The organism is Pseudomonas chlororaphis subsp. piscium, from assembly GCF_003850345.1.
Classification (GTDB): Bacteria; Pseudomonadota; Gammaproteobacteria; order Pseudomonadales; family Pseudomonadaceae; genus Aquipseudomonas; species Aquipseudomonas piscium.
Map to the genome: position 1 here is coordinate 2,820,944 of NZ_CP027707.1, position 19,926 is coordinate 2,840,869.

A 19,926-nucleotide genomic window follows, 5' to 3' on the forward strand; every position below is an offset into this window, starting at 1 on the left:
CCGGCCACCGATTGCTATTGATAAAGCGATAGGTTGGGGAGAGGCAGTGTCGCGGGTGCTGACAGTCCTTCAAGCATTCCTGGCAACACTGGAGCAGCAGCCGTTCCCGCAGTGGGTGCACCACCGATTTGAATCTCGGTACTGCTGAAAATACCACCCGGGCCAATCACGATATGCTGACCACCACCCTTCAAGGTGATACTGGCTCCAGCGTCGAGGATCAGTTGGGCACCCGCTTTGAGGTGGACTTGTTGCCCGGCCTCAATCACCACGGTTTGCCCGACGCGGGTATGGCTGCTGCTAGCGACTTGCAAATAGTCGTTAGCTTTGAGATCCACTTTACGGTCAGCGGTGACGGTGCGTTGCTCTTCGGCTTCCAGCACCGTGATGCTGTTGCCCTTGATGGTTTCATGACGCTCGTTTCCGACCTCTAACCGACTGTCGTTTTCGACCCTCTGCTCCATGTCGCGTTGAGCACGCAGGTAGATCAGCTCCTGGCCGCTGCGGTCTTCAATCGACAGTTCGTTGTAGCCACCACTGTGCGGCGAACTGTGACTGCGCAACACGGTCTTGGTTTTGTTTGCCGGCAGGGGATAGGGCACAGGTGTGAGCTTGTTAGGCACGCACCCCGTAATCAACGGATTATCGGGGTTGCCCTCTAAATAAGTCACCACCACTTCCATACCGATACGTGGAATGGTTACCGCTCCGAAACTGTCCCCCGCCCAGCTCGATGATACCCGTAGCCAGCAACTGCTCTTGTCACTGCCAAGTTCGGCGCGGTCCCAATGGAACTCGACTTTGACCCGCCCATGTTCATCACAGAAGATTTCTTCGCCCACAGGCCCAGTGACACGGGCGGTTTGGCTAACCAAAACCGATTTGCGCGTGACCAGCGGTGGCCGATAGAACACGTCCCAAGGAATTGCACTGAACGTATTGCGGTAACCTTGGGTGAAGCCGTCTTCGGGTTTGCTGTCACTGGTGACCGACTCCTCAAGAGCCTGGGGCTGCTTTCCGGAGTGGGTCACACTGAGCAGCAGCCACAAGTCGTTGCACTGCTGGCGCGGGTGCTCGGTCAGGTCGAAGAAGTGACCACTGCGCAGGGTTGGCTGATCGCTTTTACCTTCAGCTAACTGGTAGTCGGTGCGGTGCCGTTCCAGTGCCTGTCGAGCCAACTGTTTCCCACGCTGTTCATTCTCGATCAGAGCTGGGTAGCGGTAGTCTTCGAGTGCAGGGCTGAACTCGGCAGTAAATTGACTTTCCAGCAACAAGCTTGGGCGTTTCAGGTCGTAATCACGCCGAGTCACCGTGCTGGTGCGAGTACTGAAACGCAGGGAGAACTGACTGATTACCGGGTTGTCCGCTGCCAAGCCAGAGCCTTGCTGATAAGGAGTTGCTCCCAGCTTAGGGAAATAAGCCTGATCGTCGGTGAACGCCAGTTGATGGCCATCCTGGCTGTGTTGGTGATGCCATGAAATCCCGTCTTCGCTGCACAGCCTCTGGATGAACTCGAAGTCGTTTTCACCATATTGAGTGCAGTACGCGCGCTGAGGGCTAGTGCTGACATTGAAGGTAAACGCATCGGCCTGAATCCCATGCCCCTGGAGCACTTTGGCCACGATTTGTGGCACCGTCAGATGCTGGAAAATTCGCTGGTTGTGGCTGAACTGCAAGTAATGCAGCGCTGGCACCAAGGTCAGGTGGTAACGGGTCAGGCGTTTACCGGCTTCTCCCACGAATACATCGTCGATACGCCCGTGAAGGCCTTCACCATTGAGGCCGAACTGGAGAAACGCAGGCTGGCTGAGCAGGCTTTCCAGATCAAAATCGGGATACTCACTGACCAGTTCAACCTGGATCGCATACAAGGTGCTGATCGCTTCGGCACCGTCAAAGGCCAGTACCTTGAAATCATTGCGCACAGAAGGAATCAGTAGTTCGAAGTGCGCAGTATTGGCCGGCGCGAACATAGGCTTGTCCTTAAGCTGATAGGCTAGAAATGAGCAGTGGAAAGCCCCTATTCCAAGAGCAGAAACCACAGAGGATTGCAGCGCTGACCGTCAAGACGTCAGGCTTGCTGCTGGATTTGTTGCGGGAGAAAGCGAGAGTTTGAAGGTTATGCTTGAGGTACTTGACCATCAAGCTGAGGCACAGGAGGTAAGTATTGAACATCCATTGTTCCTTTTTTGCCCCGGCGCAGGGCGGGCTCTGATGCGCAGGAAGGGCAAACTTCAAGTGCGAAAGCTCGACCATACTTGGCCCGGCAAATATAAATTGATGCACACGCTAACAAAGCTGAAAAGGAATTGCCGTAGGAAACGTCCTAAAAAGGCGTCTGAGTTTTCAATTATTCAGAACGCTTTATCAGCGCATAACAGGGACCATGGGAATGATGTCGAGTTCATTCTCTGCAGCTATGTGGGGGCTTTTCTTCTCTCAGTCGTTGAGCTGACTTCGGAAAAAACTAAAAATGGTTATTAATTTTAAGTTATTGAATTAATTGTAAAATATAAATTGTTAACGTTAGCAAGGCTCCAGGGAACATGAAACTGATCCAGATCGCATTCGCTAGCACCCTGGCCGCGCTGTCTCTTGCCGCCCACGCGCAGGACATGCCCGGCATGAAAATGGACGACATGAACATGAATGGCATGCCGATGAAGCAGGAAACCCAGCAGGCCCAACAGGCCACTGCCGAGGGCAGGATCAAGGCCATCGATACCGCCAAGCACAAAGTGACCATCGCCCACGGCGCCGTCCCCGCCGTGCAATGGCCACCGATGACCATGGCCTTTGCCGCGACCGCGGAGCAGTTGGCGGGGCTGGCGGTTGGCGACCAGGTGACTTTCGCGTTCCGCCTGGAAGGCGGTGCGGCCACTATCCTTTCCATCAAGAAATAAAACCGCGAGGCCGGCATGCGCAGGCATGCCGGCCTCACGCTCATTATTCACAACGGCGCCGGCGGTTCGTTCCTCTCTCTACCATCCAATAGAGGGAACCTACGATGAAAAACACTGAACTGAGCCACATCATTCTCAGCGACCACTCGCGTATCGAAGCCGCCATCAGTACCGGCGCGGCTTGGGAAGTCTGGTTCCAGGTCGAGTTTCTTCTGCTGCTGCGCGCAGCGCATCTGTCGACCGCTCGCGAAGTACCCTATCCACCGCCGAACCAGGCCTTGCACCTCGACCTACTCGTCCAACAGGGTGTCGAGAGCTATGCCATTGAGGTGAAAGTCGAGAGCGCCACCAACGCTGGCAACAAACTGCTGACGGAAACCCGCAAGGACATCGAGAAGATTGCCAAATACACCGAGCCGGTCGATGCCCGCTGGGTGGTTTCCCTGGCCTATAGCGACGTGGCCAAACGCTCGTTGCGCGGGTTCACTGCGGAGAACAACGGCCACGCCATCTACCATGAGTCCGGCGCGATCGGCTGCATGATCGTCACGGTTTGACCCGCGCAGGCGCCAGCAGGGCATGAGGCCTTCCTGGCGCCTGGCGGCTTTCGACAGTTCGCGCCCTTAGTGAGAGAACAACTGCCGGTCGCCCTGTTTCTGCGAGCCTGCGACGTAGTACGCCTCGAACCAGGCAGGCTGGCCCGAGATCGTCGTGGGTTTTTTCAGTAACAGTGGCAGTGGCTGCTTCCCCTGGGTCTCATCGGCGCCCGTGAAGGCCTTCTGCATCAGGCTGCGAAAATGCAGGTGGTCGAATATCAGCAGGGCCTGGATGGCATAGACCACGGCGATTTTCTGGTCCTCGATCAGGATCAGGTGATCGCCGTTTTTTTCTTCCCCCGAAATGGACAGGTTCGAGGAACCGGTGAAGACCTTGGCGCTCGGCAGGTTGAAGTCGGTGACGACAAACTTGTTGTGCACGGAAATCCCGGTGCCGCCCGACCACTCGCTGCGAAAAGGCTCCGGTGCGTACTTGGCCAGATAGGCGAAATCCACCTCGGCCGAGGTGCCATCGGGCTTGATCACATCCATGCCCGAGGCCTTGTCGGTCACGCCGTAGTTGAACACCGGGCGCTTGTAGAGGCGGCTGATCGAGTCGTGCAGGGGCCCGCTGGTGATCTGATTGAGGAAGGCGATGTTGAACAGCACCGAGCGGCTCGCCTGGTCGATCGCGCCGCCGATCGGGCTGAGCGACAGATCGCTGTGGTCATGCGGCGAGAAGCAGAAATGCAGGCGCGGGCCTGGCGCTGTCGCGGTGGCGGTTTCGATGACGTGCCATTTCTGCGCCAGGTCGCTGGCCTCGAAGTTTTTCGGGTCGTTGAAGCCGGCCTCGAAGACCCGGCCGAACAGCTCCGCTACTTCAGGATGCTTGAACAGCAGCGCATTGTTGTTCTGTACATAACAGCCGCGAAAGCTGAAGTTGGTGGAGCCACACAGCACCTGGTAGGGCTTGCCGTTGCGTCGGGCGATCAGCACCTTGTGGTGTTGCAGGCCATTGAAATGACTGCGTCGAACCCGGTCCGCGCCGGCCGAGGCCACCAGGCGGTTGGCGGCCCGGGTCTCGCAACTGTCGAGGGCGGCGTGATCGCCGGCGTCATCGATGATGATGCGCAGACGGTCGCCGAGGGCTTCCATCTTGGCGAGGATGTCCGGTTCGTTGAGGTCGTAGGCGAAGACATCGAGGCTGGTGTCCGGCTGCTGCAGGACCTCATCCAGCACCGCGAAAATCATCGACACTGCCTCGAAACCAAGCCATTGGTACATGGCCGTCTCGGTCTTCGGGTGGTCGAGCCCGTCCTTGGTTTTCGATGGAATCAGGCTCTTGCCGTAATCATTGACCTTGACGCCCGCGGGCACCCGGTCGCGAAAGGCCTGGGAGGAGGTGAAGCCCCGGGTGAAGCCAATGTCGAGGATGCCTTCGTAGCTGATGGGGTCGAGGTCGATCGCCAGTTCGATGGCCGTGCCGGGCACCAGTTGGCCGTCGTTGGCCATGTGCATCATCCGGCCGCGGTAGGTGAAGGTGCCTTGCTCGACCTCATGGGGCACATGAACCCAGCGAAACTTCTGGAAGGGCGCTTCCAGCGAGGAATACTTGCGCTGGCCATCCACCGCGCTGTGGGTGGGCTCGTCGTAGGCAAAGGCGATGCGGTTGGGCAGAGGCTTGAACTCGTCGGTGCCGGGAAACCTGCATTCGATGGCAAAGCCCACCAGGTCCGCGGGTGGGCTCTCGACGTCGAAACCGATCAGGCACATGCGTTCGCCGCGCCAGAGCTTCATGGTGAAACCATCGATCGTTTGGGCGTTCTGGAAATTGGCCATGGGGAGCGCTCCTTGCTATGGCATGCGGGTCAAGAGGGTATCCAGCTTTCTGTAGCCTAGAGCAAAACGCCAGCCCCCTCATGGCAGGGGGCTGGCAGCAGAACCCTGGTCAAAGACGATCCGCATCGATCACTGCCTGGGCGAACGCCCGCGGGTCTTCCTGTGGCAGGTTGTGGCCGATGCCGCCGCTGATCAGGCGGAACTGGTATTTGCCGGTGAAGCGTTTGGCGTAGTCCTCGGGGTTCGGGTGCGGCGCGCCGTTGGCATCGCCTTCGAGGGTGATGGTGGGCACGCTGATGGCAGGAGCCGTGGCCAGTTTCTGCTCCAGGGCGGCGTAGCGGCTCTCGCCTTGAACCAGCCCCAGGCGCCAGCGGTAGTTGAACACCGTGATGTCGACATGGTCGGGGTTGTCCAGGGCCTTGGCGCTGCGCTTGAAGGTGCTGTCGTCGAACTTCCATTGCGGCGAGGCCAGTTGCCAGATCAGCTTGGCGAAATCATGGGTGTTTTTCTCGTAGCCGGCACGACCGCGATCGGTGGCGAAATAGAACTGGTACCACCACTGCAATTCCGCCTTGGGCGGCAGCGGGTTCTGCCCGGCCGCCTGGTTGCCGATCAGGTAGCCGCTGACCGACACCAGCGCCTTGACCCGCTCCGGCCACAGCGCCGAGACGATATCCGCCGAACGCGCGCCCCAGTCATAACCGCCGAGCACCGCTTGCTTGCTCTTCAGCGCATCCATGAAGTCGATGACGTCACTGGCCAGCGCGGCCGGCTGGCCATTGCGCAGGGTTTTCGCCGACTGGAAACGGGTATCCCCATAGCCCCGCGCATAGGGCATCAGCACCCGATAACCCTTGGCGGCCAGCAGGGGCGCGACCTCGTCGTAGCTGTGAATGTCGTACGGCCAACCGTGTAGCAGAATCACCACCGGGCCATCGGCGGGGCCTGTTTCGGCGTAGGCCACGTCCAGCAGCCCGGCATCGACATGCTTCAGCGGGCCGAAAGGAGAGGGCACCGCGTAAGTGGTGCCGGCATTGCTCGTCTCCGGTTGTGCCGCTGTGCTCGTTTGTGCGTGGGCTGTGCCGAGGATGCCGAACAGGGTGAGGGCCAGGATCGACGCGCCGGTTCTGTGGTTACGCAGTGTCATCTTCATGCTGATCTCTCCATTGAATGCAAGCCGTGGGGCAGGGGACCTGGCTGATCCCCTTCAACCTGGGGTGCATTTGAAGGCAGCGACGTATCTGGCCTGTGTCCGAATCCCGGGCCGGATGCAAGCTTATGTAGCGGGAGGTTGTGTAGATACACTGCGATACACAGTGGATGGGCGGAAATTCGTAGAGACAGCGGATGACTGCTTCTGGCCGATTTAAGTCGTTCAGGAAAGGTAGAAAACGACCCAAAGCAGCCAGTTGAGATAGGCACAACAACCGGCCAGTAGCTGCCGTCGGCGACCGGCTCCTTATGGGGTCTCAAAATAAAACTCCGAGGACTGACCAAGATCAATGGGGCCTAACGTGGATCGACTCTTCTGACTGCGCTATGGTTTGCTGACCCGATTGCAGGTAGCTCTGCGTTGAGATCAGGGAGGGCACATGCTTAAGAGCATCGAAAAAATAAAAGGGCTTGGGGTCTACCAAAACTACAACAAGCCTGCAGGTACTCAAGAGTTCGGAATCAAGAACCTCATTTATGGTTGGAACTATTCTGGGAAGACAACCCTCTCCCGGCTGTTCGCCCAGCTTGAGGCAAAAACAACCAATCCAGACTTATTCGGATGCGAATTCTCCTTCGAAACTGACAATGATGCGATCACCGAAAAAAACTTCACTCTGAGCAGCATTTCAGTTCGCGTTTTCAATTCCGATTTTGTAAAGGCCAATCTGCACTTCGATGGCGGAAGCTTTAACCCCATCCTTCTGCTTGGTAAAGAGTCCGAGGAAGCACAGCGAAAGATCGACAAGCTAGTTGAGCGGATCAAACGCTCCGATTCGGTTCAACGCAAGCTGAATGGTGAAGTCGAGGCTCTGAAGTCGCGCATTGCCCAGACTAAGACGGAAGCTGCTAAGTTCATCCGCCAACGCTTAAAGGTTGACCCCTATACAGCCGCGCATCTGGGGCAAGATGTGCAGGTTGTGAGTATTCTCGACTCCCAGCTTTTGATGGAGAAAGAACTTTCTGATGCTATTGAATTGGCATTGACGCCTGACTCCAAGAGACCAAGCACTGTTGATGAGCTTCAAGCATCTCCTGCGATTGAGGCTCTGTACAAAGAGGCCGTGACGGTGCTTGCCGCAACGCCAAGCTTTTCTAGAACTTTGAAGCATCTTGAAGAGAACCCAGAAATTGAGCGCTGGGTGCAAAGTGGCTTGCATCTACACTCCACCACTGGTGCGTGTGAATTTTGCGGTAACGAGCTATCACCAGCTCGTCTTGAGGCATTACGTACTCACTTCTCGAAAGATCTGACAGACCACCAAGAGAAAGTTAACGGATTACTTGAGCGTGTGAAGGCGGCTGAGCTCAGATTGACATGGCCGAAAGCTGCCGAACTCAACCCGCAATTTCGAGACAGCTACAACCTCGCAATCGATGTATTGCCGGCTGCCATCAATGCCCTCAACCAAGCGATCAAGAAGCTCACCGGCGAAGTTCAACGCAAGGCTGATGATTCACGCAAAACTATGACGCCCAGCCCACTGGCCCAAGGCTTAGAGGTAGTGATCAAGGACGCAGTAACAGCGGTCAATGCAATCATCAAGCAAAACAATGAATTGGCCTCGAACTTCACGAAGGCCAGATCTGACTCTCTGCGTAAGGCAAAGTATCACTACGTGCAACAGTTCCTCGATGAGCAGGATGCCGCCGGCCTGGAAGTGAAGAGAGATCGGCAGGTCAAGCGGTACGAGCGGCTGAAGGCCTACGTCGCCAAGTTCCAGCCAGAGATCGACAAGCTCCAAGCCCAGATCAGTCAAGCTCAACAAGGTCGGGAGAAGATCAATGAGCGCTTGGCTTCGATGCTGGGTAGCGAGGCTGTTCAGATAAAGGTCGTCAAAGACCCAGCAGGCCAAGATCGATTTCAAATGATTCGAAAGGATGGGGCCCCCGCAAAAAATCTGAGCGACGGCGAACGAACGGCCATTGCTTTTTCATACTTCCTTACGAAACTGCAGGAGATCAAGCCTGCGGAGTTCAAGGAGACCATCGTCTACATCGACGACCCGATCTCAAGCTTGGACGCTAATCACATTTTTCAGGTGACCGCTGCTATACGGGCGCTGTTTTTCACACAACAGGACAAAAATGCACCGTGGAAGACGACTTGCAAGCAGTTCTTCGTCTCCACGCACAATTTTGAGTTTTTCAACCTGCTCAGGGAAATCAAGCCTGTGGCAAGCAAGCAGGGAGCACGGCTCTTTCTGATCAAACGAATTGCTGAAAAGTCATCAACGCTGGAAGACATGCCGGCGTCACTGGCACGCTATCAATCCGAATACCACTTCCTTTTCGAAGTCATTCATCAGTTCAACCAGGCACCGGATAAGACCGCACATGATGTGCTGATGTTGCTCCCGAATGCGATGAGACGCTTCGTCGAGCTCTACACCTACTCTAGGCTTCCTGGACCGAAGGACTCAGAGCTGGTTGACGAACGTGCAGAAGTTCTATTTGGTGTAGAGCGGGCGAAGCGAATCCTCAAGATCTTCCACTACTTCAGCCACGGCAATACGCTTGATCGATTTGCAGGCAACAACGAGCTGATCTTTGACCTAGAGCATGCTGTCAGGGATCTGATCGATGCCATCACGGAGAACGATAGGCCGCACATGGACGCCCTGATTGCAGCGACACAGCCCTGACCACATGTACGACTTCCGAACGCTTTCGCCCATTGACTTCGAGCTGCTTGTGCGCGACCTGCTGCAGGCGGAGTTCAACATCACAATGGAGAGTTTTGGCCCAGGAAAAGACGGAGGAATCGACTTCCGCTTTGCCGTGGCGGATCAAGGTGTCGTGGTTCAGGTTAAGCATCATGCTGAGGGCGGGAGCAGGAGTCTGGTTCTGGCTGCTGCCAAGGAGGACCCGAAGGTCCTGAGATTGTCTCCAAGTCGATACATCCTTGCGACGTCAGTATCACTTACGCCGGCGCTGAAAGACAAAGTTGTTCAAGCCATGCCATCCGCGCCCATAAGCGTTGGCGACGTGATAGGTCGCGAGGACTTGAACAACCTCTTGGGCAAGCATCCCCATGTGTTGCGCCAGCATTTCAAGCTTTGGTTGACCAGCACAGATGTTCTCGATCGAATCTTACACAGCGTGGTCTACAACAGGACGGACGCGGAGCTCGCGCGCATTAAACAACTGGTTCCCAAGTTCGTCCACAACGCGAGCTTGGGGGAGGCAGAGAGGATTCTGCAAGACCGCGGAGTGCTGATCATTGCGGGTGAACCGGGTGTCGGAAAGACAACGCTTGGACGCATGTTGCTTTGGTTGCATATGGAGCAGAACTGGAAGGTTTTCGTCGTTGACGACCTTCAAGAAGCTATGGCAGTAAGCTCGGCCGGTGAAAAGCGACTCATCTTTCTCGACGATTTCCTGGGTCAGATCAGCTTGACCAACGAGTTGCTCGGCAAAGTCGATCAGCGACTACCAGTTTTTCTGGACCGACTACGAAACAACAAAGATTTGCGTTTTATTCTGACGACCAGATCTTATCTTTTAAACCAAGCGCAGATTCAGTCGGATAAGCTTTCATCACCTCGCGTGACTGCGAGCGAAATGGTATTGAACGTCGGGGTCTATACCCGCAGCATCAAGGCAAAGATTGTATTCAACCACATCTATTTCTCGGATTTGGTCGACGAGGAAAAGGCCAGGCTCCTGGGCGGTGACTTCTTTCTCAAGATGATTGATCACCGGAACTTCAGTCCCCGCCTGATTGAGCTGCTGACGTCAGCCGACTATTACTCGGTGCGGGAGGAGCCCATTCAGACAACCGTGCTACGGGTATTGGAGAATCCGGCGGAGCTCTGGGAGAGGCCGTATAGAGCGCACTTGAGCGCCGATGCGAGGTGCTTGATGTGGGCAATCTTTTTCTCCGGCCCGTATGTAGGGACCAACTCTTGCTCGCAGATGTTCAAGCGCGTCACTGCAAGTGCGGGCTATCAGATATCACCATCGGAAGCAGCTGCACGGTTCCGCAATGGGCTGAAGGAATTGAGTGGTTCGTTCGTGTCGGTCAAAGAGCAGGAAATTTCGTTTGCCAACCCCGGCATTCGCGACTTTCTAAGCAAGGTGGTCACCGACGATCACCTTCTCCCAGTTGTCGTGCGAGCCGTAGCGACGATCTACGAGTTTCGCAGTGCATGGAGTTTCTTCAAACTTCATATCACGACATGTCAGAGCCAGTTTAGCGATGAAGGCCTGTGGGTCGAGGCTATGGATCGCATTCAGAACCATGGATGTACTACAGCAATTGCATCCCTCCGGCACATCCTCGAAATGGACGAACATTTGCCGGGGCTTCAGACTCAGTCGATTCTTGACAGAGTAATGAACGACTTGAGGGGACAAGGAATCGAGGGTAGTGATTATTACGAGTGCCTGTTTTCGCTGCGACAGTTGAAGCGGCTGCGGTATCAAACGGGCGACCTACTTGATCGAACTCGTGACGTGTTGACGGAAGCCGCTGCAAAAATGCTCGCCAACATTGGCGAAGACTTTGCGATTGACGACATCATGAGTATTGCCGATGCAATGGCTCAATTAGCCGACTCGAGCATGGTACGTAACGCAGCGGCTGATGCGTTACGAGGATTCATTGTCGGCATCGACGACAAACTCGCCGATGTTTCTTCCAGCCAAGAACTCAGTACCTTTCACGAAGAACTTGTCAGCGCTGCAAGGGCCTACGGTGTTGGCATCGACGAGGCGATCACCCGAGACATTGAGAACCGACGCGAAGTACTCGAAGAGCGCGAGCAAGAAGCTGACGAAACTCCCTATCAGCATACTGGTCCTCAAGCCGGGGCTGGTGATATCTCAGATTCGGAAATCAAGTCTATGTTTTCGATGATGAAGGGTATACAGCAGCTCAATGATGAGTAGTGAATCGCCCCTACTGTCGAAGACAGTTTTAAGCGTCAGTTTTAGGGTCGGAATCTACACTTGGAAAGTGTCCGCTTCTAGCCGATTACCGCCTGTTGAAATAAGAGGCGAAACATGTCTTTTACGACCCGCTAACGAACGATTGCAGCAAGGCAAATGTTACGGCTTCTGATCCAGGGTGACCTCCTGCCAGCTGTCATCGGGATCGAACCGCTTCATCGACTGCGCCAATTTATAACCCTCGGGTCCCAGGTCTTTCTCGAACACCTGGCCCTCATGGCTGATCATGAAACTCATCACCCCGGTGTCCTCGTATTTCGCCGGCCAGGCGATGAGGGCAAAGCCACGGCTCATCTTGTCGCCGATGAGGTAGCTGTAGGCGCCACCCGGTGCCGAGGGACCTTGTCCCGCGAGGATGCGGAAGTGGTAGCCATGCCAATCTTCATCGTCGATGGCATTGCCGAACAGTGGACCCAAGGGGCTGAGTTGACCGCTATCGTCATCCGCCCAATAGAGTCCGTCGTGCTTACCGGGAGTGCTGAAGATTTTCTGCGCATATTCGAGGGCGCCATCACCGTTACGATCCACTGACGCATAGTCCATCTGGGCGTCGTGATAGGTCAGCACCGATTGCACCGCGGCCAGTTCGTTGCTGCCGATTCGCCGCGTACGGACTTCGGCGCTACCGGCCTTGATGTCGAAGCGCCAACCCTTTTCGGCTTTTACCAGGGGTATCGGCAGTGTCCAGTGGTCACTGCCGACCGACAGGACAGCGTTGCGGTCACTGGTTTTTTCGATGGAATGTTGCTCGCGGTAGAGCTTCAAAAACGCATCCACGTCACTGCGCTGGACGCCACCTCGCGGGATGAAACTGCGCCAGTCTTCACCCAGCAGCTGGATCAGGCGTGCCTGATCGGCCTGTTGTGTACCCAGGGCTTCGACGAACGCCTGAGCGGCCTGTTCCGGGGTTGGAAATGCCTGCTGTGCCATAGCCGTGCATGACCATGCCAGGCTGGCGCTGATCATCAGGATGCGAGGGAGGGAGCCCATGAATGCTTTCACTCGAGGAAGTGTGTTCAACGCCGGCCCCCCCCTCTTTGTCGCATGGGAGCACTGGACGGCCTGCTGATCTGATGGCCGGCGGATCGCGCAGCACTGGGGCGCGTGGCGGATGCCTGGCTGGTTCGACCACGGAGGGCCTGGGCGTTCGACTGGGACGGCGAGCGCGCGCCGGCAAAAGCGTTATTGCGTGCACTGCCGGGGCTGGCGGTCGGGCGCTTTGGCGTTTCCTGGCGCGCTTGGGAGAGTTCCTGGCGGCGCTGATTCGTCTGAGCGTTCTGTTGTCTGGGTTGCTGATTGTCCCGGATGTTTCTGTCAGTGCCTTGGTTCCTGTCAGAGGCTCTCGGTCTGTCTGCCCCGGCTTGCATGCGATTATCGACCTGCGCTCTGCGCGCTTGATCACGGGCCTGGAGGTTAGTGGTGGCCGGTCGTTCGATACCGTGCCTGTCCATTGAACTGCGGGCTTTTTCACGCGCCTGGGCGCGTTGGGCATTATCCCCTCGAAAGGCTCCACGCTGATTGGCTCCGTCCAGTTGGCGACCGTAGTGTTCACGGCTCCTGCTGTCTCTATAGGGAACACCATCGCGATGAAGGGAGTTGTGCTGCCACTTGTTCTGGTTCCTGTTGATCTGGGTGTTGCGATTGATGTTGTTGTAGCGGTCGACGTCGATGTCGATGTCGTTGTTGTCCCAGTCGCAGTCGCCCCACAGCGAGGCGACGATCGCCACGCCGGTGCCAAACGCCAGCCCGGCCATCAAGGCTGATCCGGGGTAATACGCGGGGGGCGGTGGATAGTAGACGGGCGGCGAAGCAGGGTAGGCCCAGGTGCCATAGGTAGTGGTCGGATTGTACGTGGGGACGTAGACCACTTTCGGGTCGGCAGGCTCGATGACGATGATCGTGGAGCTGTTGGCAGGGGCAGGGGCAGGGGCTGCTGGTGCCGGTGCAGTCTGAACCGTCACGTTCTGATATTGGTTGCTCTGCAGGTTGCCTGCTGCTTGCGCCTGATGCCGCAAGCGCTGCACACCGTCCATGACATCGTCGGGTTGCGCCAGAAAGGCATCGCCCAGACGCTGTACCCAGACAGGGTCCTGTCCCAGCGTTGCCAGGACCTGCGGGAAGGCAACCAGCGCCTGTACGCTCGGGTCCCAGGTCTGGTTCGACACTTGTTTGACCGCATCATCGCCCTTGGCGCCCGGATGTGCTTTGGACCAGGTGACCGCCTCGGCGATTTCCCCGGGGTAGGTACTGGCCATCAATACCTGTGCCAACAGTGGGTCCGGGTATAACGCAATGGGGGCCAGCATTTGATCCAGCTGCTCTTGGGTAAACACGACATCTTTGGCCGGTGCCGTCAGGGGCGCTGTAGCCGCAGCGTTTGCAGGCGCATTCTGGGTCTGCGCCAGGCAAGAAAATCCACTTAGAACCAGTACAGCTGACACCGCGTAAAGTAATGAAATGCGCATCGCCCCACCTCATGTGGTCAGGCAGGCTTGAGAGGACTGGATCAATGTCAGGGAGTGAGAACGGCCGACCTCGATGACTCCGCTAAGGGTAGCAGACACCCATGCTTTAGCCTCCCGCAGTGTGGAGATTGAATTATTGAGGGCGGGGTAAATGAAAATTATTGTCAATGATGGCTTGTACTATTTCTATCGACCCATTTATGGCGAACTGAGCCCCCATACATACGAGTAGAAAGCCCATCAAGCGTGATACTGCATCAATGCCTGACTCCCCTGTTAGTTTCATTATGGGTCCTGAACTGCGTAAGCAGATCCAGAGAATAATGGAAGTAAACAAGAAGATTAATGGAGGTGCGGTTAATAGAACCCAGGCTGGAAATAACGTGCTGTGTTTAATGGTCGCGGAGGAGCTGATAATCATTGCGATCGTTCCTGGCCCGGCAGTACTGGGCATGGCCAGCGGAATGAAGGCAAAACTGGCCTGTTCCTTTGCGCTGTTGACGACAGGAGAAACATGGACAGGCTGCGGGAAGAGCATCTTCAAGCCCATTATTATGAGAATGCCACCGCCTGCCATGCGCAAGCCCGGAATGGAAATATTAAAAGCGTCCATAACAAACTCACCTACGTAATAGGTAAGTGCCATGATGAGAAAGACATAAAACGCAGTCGAAAGCGCCTGTTTGTTTTTTTCTTTTTGGCTAAGGCCTTTGCTCAGGGCAATAAATAAAGCCACTGTTGTAGGCGGATTGATCAGGGGTAGTAAGGCCAGTAATCCCAGCGCTATAGCATTCAATAGTTCTGTCATATCGAAGCGTCCGGAGTAGCCTTCATCAAGATCTCTGCTTGTCAGCCATATCAGCGCGAGGTTTTGACTTTCATTACCTCGGTGTAGATGGCGTTGATCGTCTGACCCACCTGGAGCTTCTTCATTCGGGCCTGAAGCTGTGGGTCCTCGACCTTCAGGACGGTCAGTTCGCCCTCCGGAGGTAGCAAGGTCACTTCATGCTTTTCCAAGTCAATGCGAGTGATCTTTGACGTGACCTTGACCTTGCGAACCGCCTCGCCGCCTGGGTCAGGATTGTCCTGTGTGGCACGGATAGTCATTGATTCGTCGCTAACCCCTGGCGCAGCTTCGACATTCGTGTCGAGCACATAGGCGACTGAGCGAACAACGTGGATATCGACCTTGTCGCCGACCTTCAGGTTGCCCAGGGCCTTGGCTTTTTCCGTGAGTTGGATGGATACCGGGCTTTTGTTGGTGTCTTCTATGGTGACTTGATGATTCACCGGATCAACGGCCAGCACCCGCGTAATGATGTGACCTTCCAGGGAACGGCTACCCAACGGCACCTCGGCTGCATGGGTCGTAAAGCCGATAGCGGCCATGATTGAGGCAAGGGCAACAACGGCAAGGGAGGGCATCGGTTTCATGGGCCTGTTTTTCTGGTGTTGGCTGGTAGAACAGCGCTATGGATTACCGGTCGGAGCGATTTGCACATTAGGTCAAAGCATAGTCATTGATTACCGAGATGCCCGGTCACAGTGTCGATTGGGTTGTTCACCTGTTTCGTCAGGTCTTCGATCAGCAGGTTGGAGTTGAACTTTCTGTCCTCGTCTTGAATGCGTGTGGCAGTTCTTGGGCCGATTGCAGCTTGATGCGAAGGTCTGTAAACGACCCAAAGCAACATTATCGAATCACCGAGTGAAGGGGCTGCGCGGCCATATCTTCAACAATACTCGCCCCGTCAATGCGCAAAACCTGCGCCGTTTGCTCCGCTATCCACGCCTCGTGTCGCGCCCGGAGAAATCCGGGTTGTCATATTGCGAAGCCCATTCGCGAAAGACCACGTGCGGCCAGCTTCTCAAGGCGAACAGCCGTTGCTGTCATCACGAACACGATCAGATCGACATCGGCTACCCCAGCAAAGATACGAGGGTATGACCCCATGTCGTCACGCCTGTACACGAAGCGCCTGTGATGTAGATCCTGAATACAAGTCGCTCATCACATTCGCCGAGGAGTTCGGCCAGGCCTTCTCTCAAGTTATGCGCCACCGCTCTATCGCCTGTGAAAAAACGTGCTAGACAATAATCTTGCTTGTCGTTGGGTAGCCACTAGCCTCGACAACAGCCTGTTCGCTTCACCCCGTCTGGCAGGAGAGTACTCATGAGCGAGCGAATCAATGTGGTGATACTGAGCTTTGCCCCAGGGCTTGCAGCGTTGCGCGATGGCCTTTCGGTCGCTCAGCGGATTGGCGACACACTGTGGGTGGCCAACGACGAAGCCACAAGCCTGGAGCGTCTGAAAGTCCAGGGCGCTGCACCAGGCGGCGTCGTGATCTGCGATGAGCACCAATCGTTCTCGCTCATGGAATACCTGGACCTGCCCATACCAGCGCCAGACGCCGAGATCGATATCGAGGGATTGGCCTATGACCATGACCGGGGTTACCTCTGGGTGGTGGGTTCCCATAGCCTCAAGCGCAAGAAGGCCGAGCCCGACAAGCCGGCGCAAAAGAACATCAAGCGCCTATCGACGGTAGAGGCAGACGGCAATCGCTTTTTGTTGGCCCGCATTCCGGTAGTACGGCAGGGCGACAGCTATGGCTTTGCCAGGGAGGTGGATGCCGATGGACGTACGGCGGCGCGGCTACGTGGCAACGCGCTTGGCAACGACTTGACCTGGGAAATTGCCAAAGACGATCAGTTACGGGACTTCCTGCCCATCCCGGGTAAAGACAACGGTTTCGATATCGAAGGGATGGCGGTCATTGGCCCGCGGCTGCTGTTGGGGTTGCGTGGGCCGGTCCTGCGCGGATGGGCCGTGCTGCTGGAGATCGAGCCTGAACTCAATGACGACTCCAGCGAAACCTTGGTGCTCAAGAAGATCGGGCCGGAAGGGCGGCGCTACCGCAAGCATTTCTTCGCGCTCAATGGCCTGGGGGTGCGAGACCTGTGCGTCAGCGGCGACGATCTGCTGATTCTGGCGGGGCCGACCATGGACCTGGACGGACCGGTAACGGTGTTCCGTTGGCGTGGCGGCTTCGCATCTGATGAGGAGCTTGTGGTTTTTGCGGAGCAATTGGAGAGGGTTCTGGAGGTGCCTTTCGGGCAAGGTGACGATCATGCCGAGGGTATGTGTTTGTTTGACGTGGGTGAGGAGGCTGGGGAAGGTCTGCTAATCGTTTATGACGCTGTCGCGCCGCGTCGTAAACACGGCGATCTGAGTGTGGAAGGGGACCTGTTTATCCTGAAGTAGTCACGCATCTGGCCTGATCGGGCACTTCAATGGCAACCCAGGCGAGCTTATGGTTGCGGGCGCTATCACCAGCGGTTTGGTCGGCCGGCGCAAGGTGATTTCGAATAGCACTTACAAAAGTTATTGCTAGGTCATGCACTCAGTGCGCACCAGGGGAGTCTGGCCCGATATCCTTAGCTGATATCATTCGAACACTTACCGGCCGAGCAGAAAAACATGAACCGTCGTAAAAAAATAAACCAGCTATTGAAGGCTCACGCGAAAAAGGCCAGTGCCAAGCTGGCCCCGCGCAGCAAGCCCAAGTACATCAGCAAGGCCGACCGATTGAAGCTGGCTGCTGAAACCAGCCCCGAGCCAATCCTTTCCCCTGAGAGCTGATCGATATCGCTCCTTTTCTGCGGGGCGTCATGCTGCCCGACACGCGGGATCGCGTGTCCACTGCTAGCCCTTAACGCAGGCTCCATGACACCCCGACATACATCGCCATGCCTTCCCCCGGCGTGGATCGCGCCGCGTCCATTCCCTTGTCGTCGTAGCCCGGGGTGACGGTGGCGGCGTAGTGCTGGTCGGTCAGGTTGCGCAAGTCCAGCCAGGTCTGCCAGTCGCCCTTGGGCGCGTTGTAGCCCAGGGTGGCGCCGAACAATGCGTAGGGATCGGCGTAGTAGCTGTTGGCGTAGTCCACCGCCACCTTGGACACCAGTTGCGTGTTGAGCGCAGCGAAGAAACCCTGGGGCCAGTCGTAGCGCAGTTCGCCCTGGTAGTAGTGCATCGGCAGGCCCGGCAGGCGGTTGTCGCCGAAGCGCTCGTCGTCGCGGTAGTGGAAGTCGCTGAAGGTGTAGCTCTGGCGCAGGCTCAGCTGGCCGCCGTCGTTCCCTGACCATAGGTTGCTTTGCAGGCTGGCTTCTACGCCCTGGTGCACCGTGGGGCTGGCGTTGAGTTCGTAGGGCGTGGTGGCGTTGGCATCCGGCAATACCGAGAGCAGTTCGTGGCGCACCTGGGCGTAGTACCAGGCCAGGCTCCATTGGCCCAGGGCGCTGTCGCCACGGCCGCCGAGTTCCAGGGTGGTGGCGGTCTGGTTTTGCAGTTTGATCGGGTCGCGCTGGGTGCCGGTGGCGGCGCCGCTGCCGGCCGGGAAGCGAATATTGGAGCTGTAGATCAGCGACCAGGGGTGTGGCGCCTCGACCGAGCGGCTGAGGTTGCCGAACAGCTGCAGGTCGGGGGTCAGCTGGTAGCGCAGGCCCAGGCGCGGCGCGTAGTCCCAGTCGCCGAGGCTGGTCTTGCCACCGCCGTCGGGGTAGGTCACGGCGCTTTCGCGGCGGGTGTAGATCGCGGCCAGGCCGGTGGTCAGCCACAGGTCATCGGCGATCTCCAGGTCATTGCCGACATGCAGGACGCTGTCCGAACCCTGGTAGGTGAAGTTGCGCATGTGGGTGCCCGGCGCGAAACCCGCGGTGTTGCCGCTGGGGATGCGCACCAGCTCGCTGGCCCCTGAGTTGGGCAGGTGCTTGGTCACCCGCAGGCCCAGGGTGCTGTGGCTTTCCAGGCCCCAGAGGGTATCGCGGCGCTTGTAGTCGAAGGTGCCGCTGACGTCGGTGTAGGCCACCTTGAGGCGGTTGGGGCCCTCGCGCAGGTCCATGGGGTAGTCGTGGTAGACCAGGCCGGTCTGGATGCTCGAATCGTCGTCGATGTACCAGGTGGTCTTGTTGCCGATAAAGGTGCTGCCCGGCTGGTCGCGGCTGTCGTTGCGCGTCACGTAGGCCGGATTGGCCGCCCGTGGGTCGTGCTCGATGGAACGCTTGGTGACCCGCCCGGCGAGGTCATTGTCGGTCTGGCGGTGGCGGATGTAGAAGCGGGTTTCCAGGTTCGGGTTGAAGCGATAACCGAAGTTGGCGATCACCCCCTGGCTCTCGCTGGCGCTGTGGTCCTGGTAGCCGTCGGAGCGGGCGTCGGTCAGCGCCAGGTAGTAGTCGAAGTCGCCCAGCACCTGCCCGGAGCTGACCTGGCGCTGCTGATAACCGTGGCTGCCGGTGGCGTAGCGCACCTGCAACTGTGGGGCGTCGTAGCCGGTGTGGCTGATGTAGTCGATGGCGCCGCCCAGGGCCAGGGCGCCGCGGTCGAAGCCGTTGGCGCCGCGCAGCACTTCCACCCGGTCCAGCCACAGCGGCTCCAGCAACTCATAGGGCGTGCCGCCCGGGCCGCTCAGCGGCAGGCCGTCGAGCATCGTGTACAGCCCCGAGGCATGGGCGCCCGGCGCGCGGTTGATCCCCGAACCACGGATCGAGATCTTCACCCCCTCGTTGCCCGCGGACTGGGCATAGACCCCCGGCTGATACGCCAGCACATCCTGGTTGCTGGCCACCCGACCCTGCAGCGGGCGGCGTAGGTCAACTAGGTTGGTGCCGCCGGGCACCTGGGCCAGCCGGGTCTTGGCTTCCTCGATCGATGCGTCTTCGCCGCTGCGTTCCTCGGCGCCGATCAGCACTTGCCCCAGCTCCAGGCCCTGGGCTTCGGCGAGGGCCGGACAGACAAGGGCCAGACCCAGCAAGGCAGAGGGCAGGGGACGGGGCGAAGGCATCGGGGGGAACTCCAGGCATGGGGAACGGGCAGTGAGAACTGCGACGTATGAAAGAACGAAGGAAACACATGGCAATTTGGCTTCTTTTGCCAGGTCGACGGGCGTCGGGTTTTATCAGCACCGAGGGTGGCCGTTGGCGAGGTTGCGCCAACGCGGCACTCGGGAAGACGAGCCTTGCTGG

General features: G+C 57.4%; 14 protein-coding genes. 6 read left to right on the plus strand and 8 right to left on the minus strand.

Going from position 1 to position 19,926, the window contains the following annotated elements; all coding sequences use genetic code 11:
• Positions 1 to 14: 14 nt before the first annotated feature.
• The gene (locus tag C4K38_RS13170) at positions 15 to 1,973 is read right to left on the minus strand and encodes a type VI secretion system Vgr family protein (protein WP_081001489.1); all 1,959 of its coding nucleotides are present in this window, start codon (positions 1,971 to 1,973) and stop codon (positions 15 to 17) included.
• 573 nt (positions 1,974 to 2,546) lie between these two features.
• On the opposite strand from C4K38_RS13170, the gene C4K38_RS13175 reads away from it, so the two are divergent.
• Both C4K38_RS13175 and C4K38_RS13180 read left to right on the plus strand, forming a co-directional pair.
• Positions 2,547 to 2,903, plus strand: a complete 357-nt coding sequence (locus C4K38_RS13175; protein ID WP_053278749.1) for a copper-binding protein — start codon at positions 2,547 to 2,549, stop codon at positions 2,901 to 2,903.
• Positions 2,904 to 3,007: 104 nt separating this feature from the next.
• Positions 3,008 to 3,460, plus strand: a complete 453-nt coding sequence (locus C4K38_RS13180; protein WP_053278750.1) for a hypothetical protein — start codon at positions 3,008 to 3,010, stop codon at positions 3,458 to 3,460.
• A gap of 66 nt (positions 3,461 to 3,526) precedes the next feature.
• On the opposite strand, the gene C4K38_RS13185 is transcribed toward C4K38_RS13180, so the two are convergent.
• Both C4K38_RS13185 and C4K38_RS13190 read right to left on the minus strand, forming a co-directional pair.
• A complete protein-coding gene (locus tag C4K38_RS13185) occupies positions 3,527 to 5,278 on the minus strand; it encodes a phospholipase D-like domain-containing protein (protein WP_053278751.1) in 1,752 nt (583 codons plus the stop codon).
• Between the two features lie 109 nt (positions 5,279 to 5,387).
• Complete coding sequence (locus tag C4K38_RS13190) at positions 5,388 to 6,431, minus strand: alpha/beta fold hydrolase (RefSeq protein WP_053278752.1); 1,044 nt, start codon at positions 6,429 to 6,431, stop codon at positions 5,388 to 5,390.
• A 439-nt stretch (positions 6,432 to 6,870) separates the two neighbouring features.
• On the opposite strand from C4K38_RS13190, the gene C4K38_RS13195 reads away from it, so the two are divergent.
• On the plus strand, positions 6,871 to 9,135 hold the full coding sequence (locus C4K38_RS13195; RefSeq protein ID WP_053278753.1) for an AAA family ATPase: 2,265 nt from the start codon (positions 6,871 to 6,873) through the stop codon (positions 9,133 to 9,135).
• Between the two features lie 49 nt (positions 9,136 to 9,184).
• Positions 9,185 to 11,383, plus strand: coding sequence for an nSTAND3 domain-containing NTPase (locus C4K38_RS13200; protein WP_164487004.1), 2,199 nt, complete (start codon positions 9,185 to 9,187; stop codon positions 11,381 to 11,383).
• A gap of 159 nt (positions 11,384 to 11,542) precedes the next feature.
• Here C4K38_RS13200 and C4K38_RS13205 read toward each other — a convergent pair whose 3' ends face one another.
• From C4K38_RS13205 to C4K38_RS13220, 4 genes are all read right to left on the minus strand, one after another.
• On the minus strand, positions 11,543 to 12,433 hold the full coding sequence (locus tag C4K38_RS13205; protein ID WP_053278755.1) for a DUF2950 domain-containing protein: 891 nt from the start codon (positions 12,431 to 12,433) through the stop codon (positions 11,543 to 11,545).
• A 26-nt stretch (positions 12,434 to 12,459) separates the two neighbouring features.
• A complete protein-coding gene (locus tag C4K38_RS13210) occupies positions 12,460 to 13,908 on the minus strand; it encodes a DUF3300 domain-containing protein (protein WP_053278756.1) in 1,449 nt (482 codons plus the stop codon).
• 133 nt (positions 13,909 to 14,041) lie between these two features.
• Entirely contained in the window at positions 14,042 to 14,716 is a 675-nt protein-coding gene (locus C4K38_RS13215; protein ID WP_053278757.1) for a MarC family NAAT transporter, read from the minus strand.
• 50 nt (positions 14,717 to 14,766) lie between these two features.
• On the minus strand, positions 14,767 to 15,342 hold the full coding sequence (locus C4K38_RS13220; protein ID WP_053278758.1) for a hypothetical protein: 576 nt from the start codon (positions 15,340 to 15,342) through the stop codon (positions 14,767 to 14,769).
• 736 nt (positions 15,343 to 16,078) lie between these two features.
• Between C4K38_RS13220 and C4K38_RS13230 the strand changes: the two genes are divergently transcribed.
• Together C4K38_RS13230 and C4K38_RS13235 are read left to right on the plus strand one after the other, a co-directional pair.
• Positions 16,079 to 17,170, plus strand: a complete 1,092-nt coding sequence (locus C4K38_RS13230) for a DUF3616 domain-containing protein (protein ID WP_053278759.1) — start codon at positions 16,079 to 16,081, stop codon at positions 17,168 to 17,170.
• Positions 17,171 to 17,386: 216 nt separating this feature from the next.
• Complete coding sequence (locus C4K38_RS13235; protein WP_081001490.1) at positions 17,387 to 17,548, plus strand: DUF2986 domain-containing protein; 162 nt, start codon at positions 17,387 to 17,389, stop codon at positions 17,546 to 17,548.
• 70 nt (positions 17,549 to 17,618) lie between these two features.
• Here C4K38_RS13235 and C4K38_RS13240 read toward each other — a convergent pair whose 3' ends face one another.
• Positions 17,619 to 19,745, minus strand: a complete 2,127-nt coding sequence (locus C4K38_RS13240; protein ID WP_053278761.1) for a TonB-dependent receptor family protein — start codon at positions 19,743 to 19,745, stop codon at positions 17,619 to 17,621.
• Positions 19,746 to 19,926: the final 181 nt, after the last annotated feature.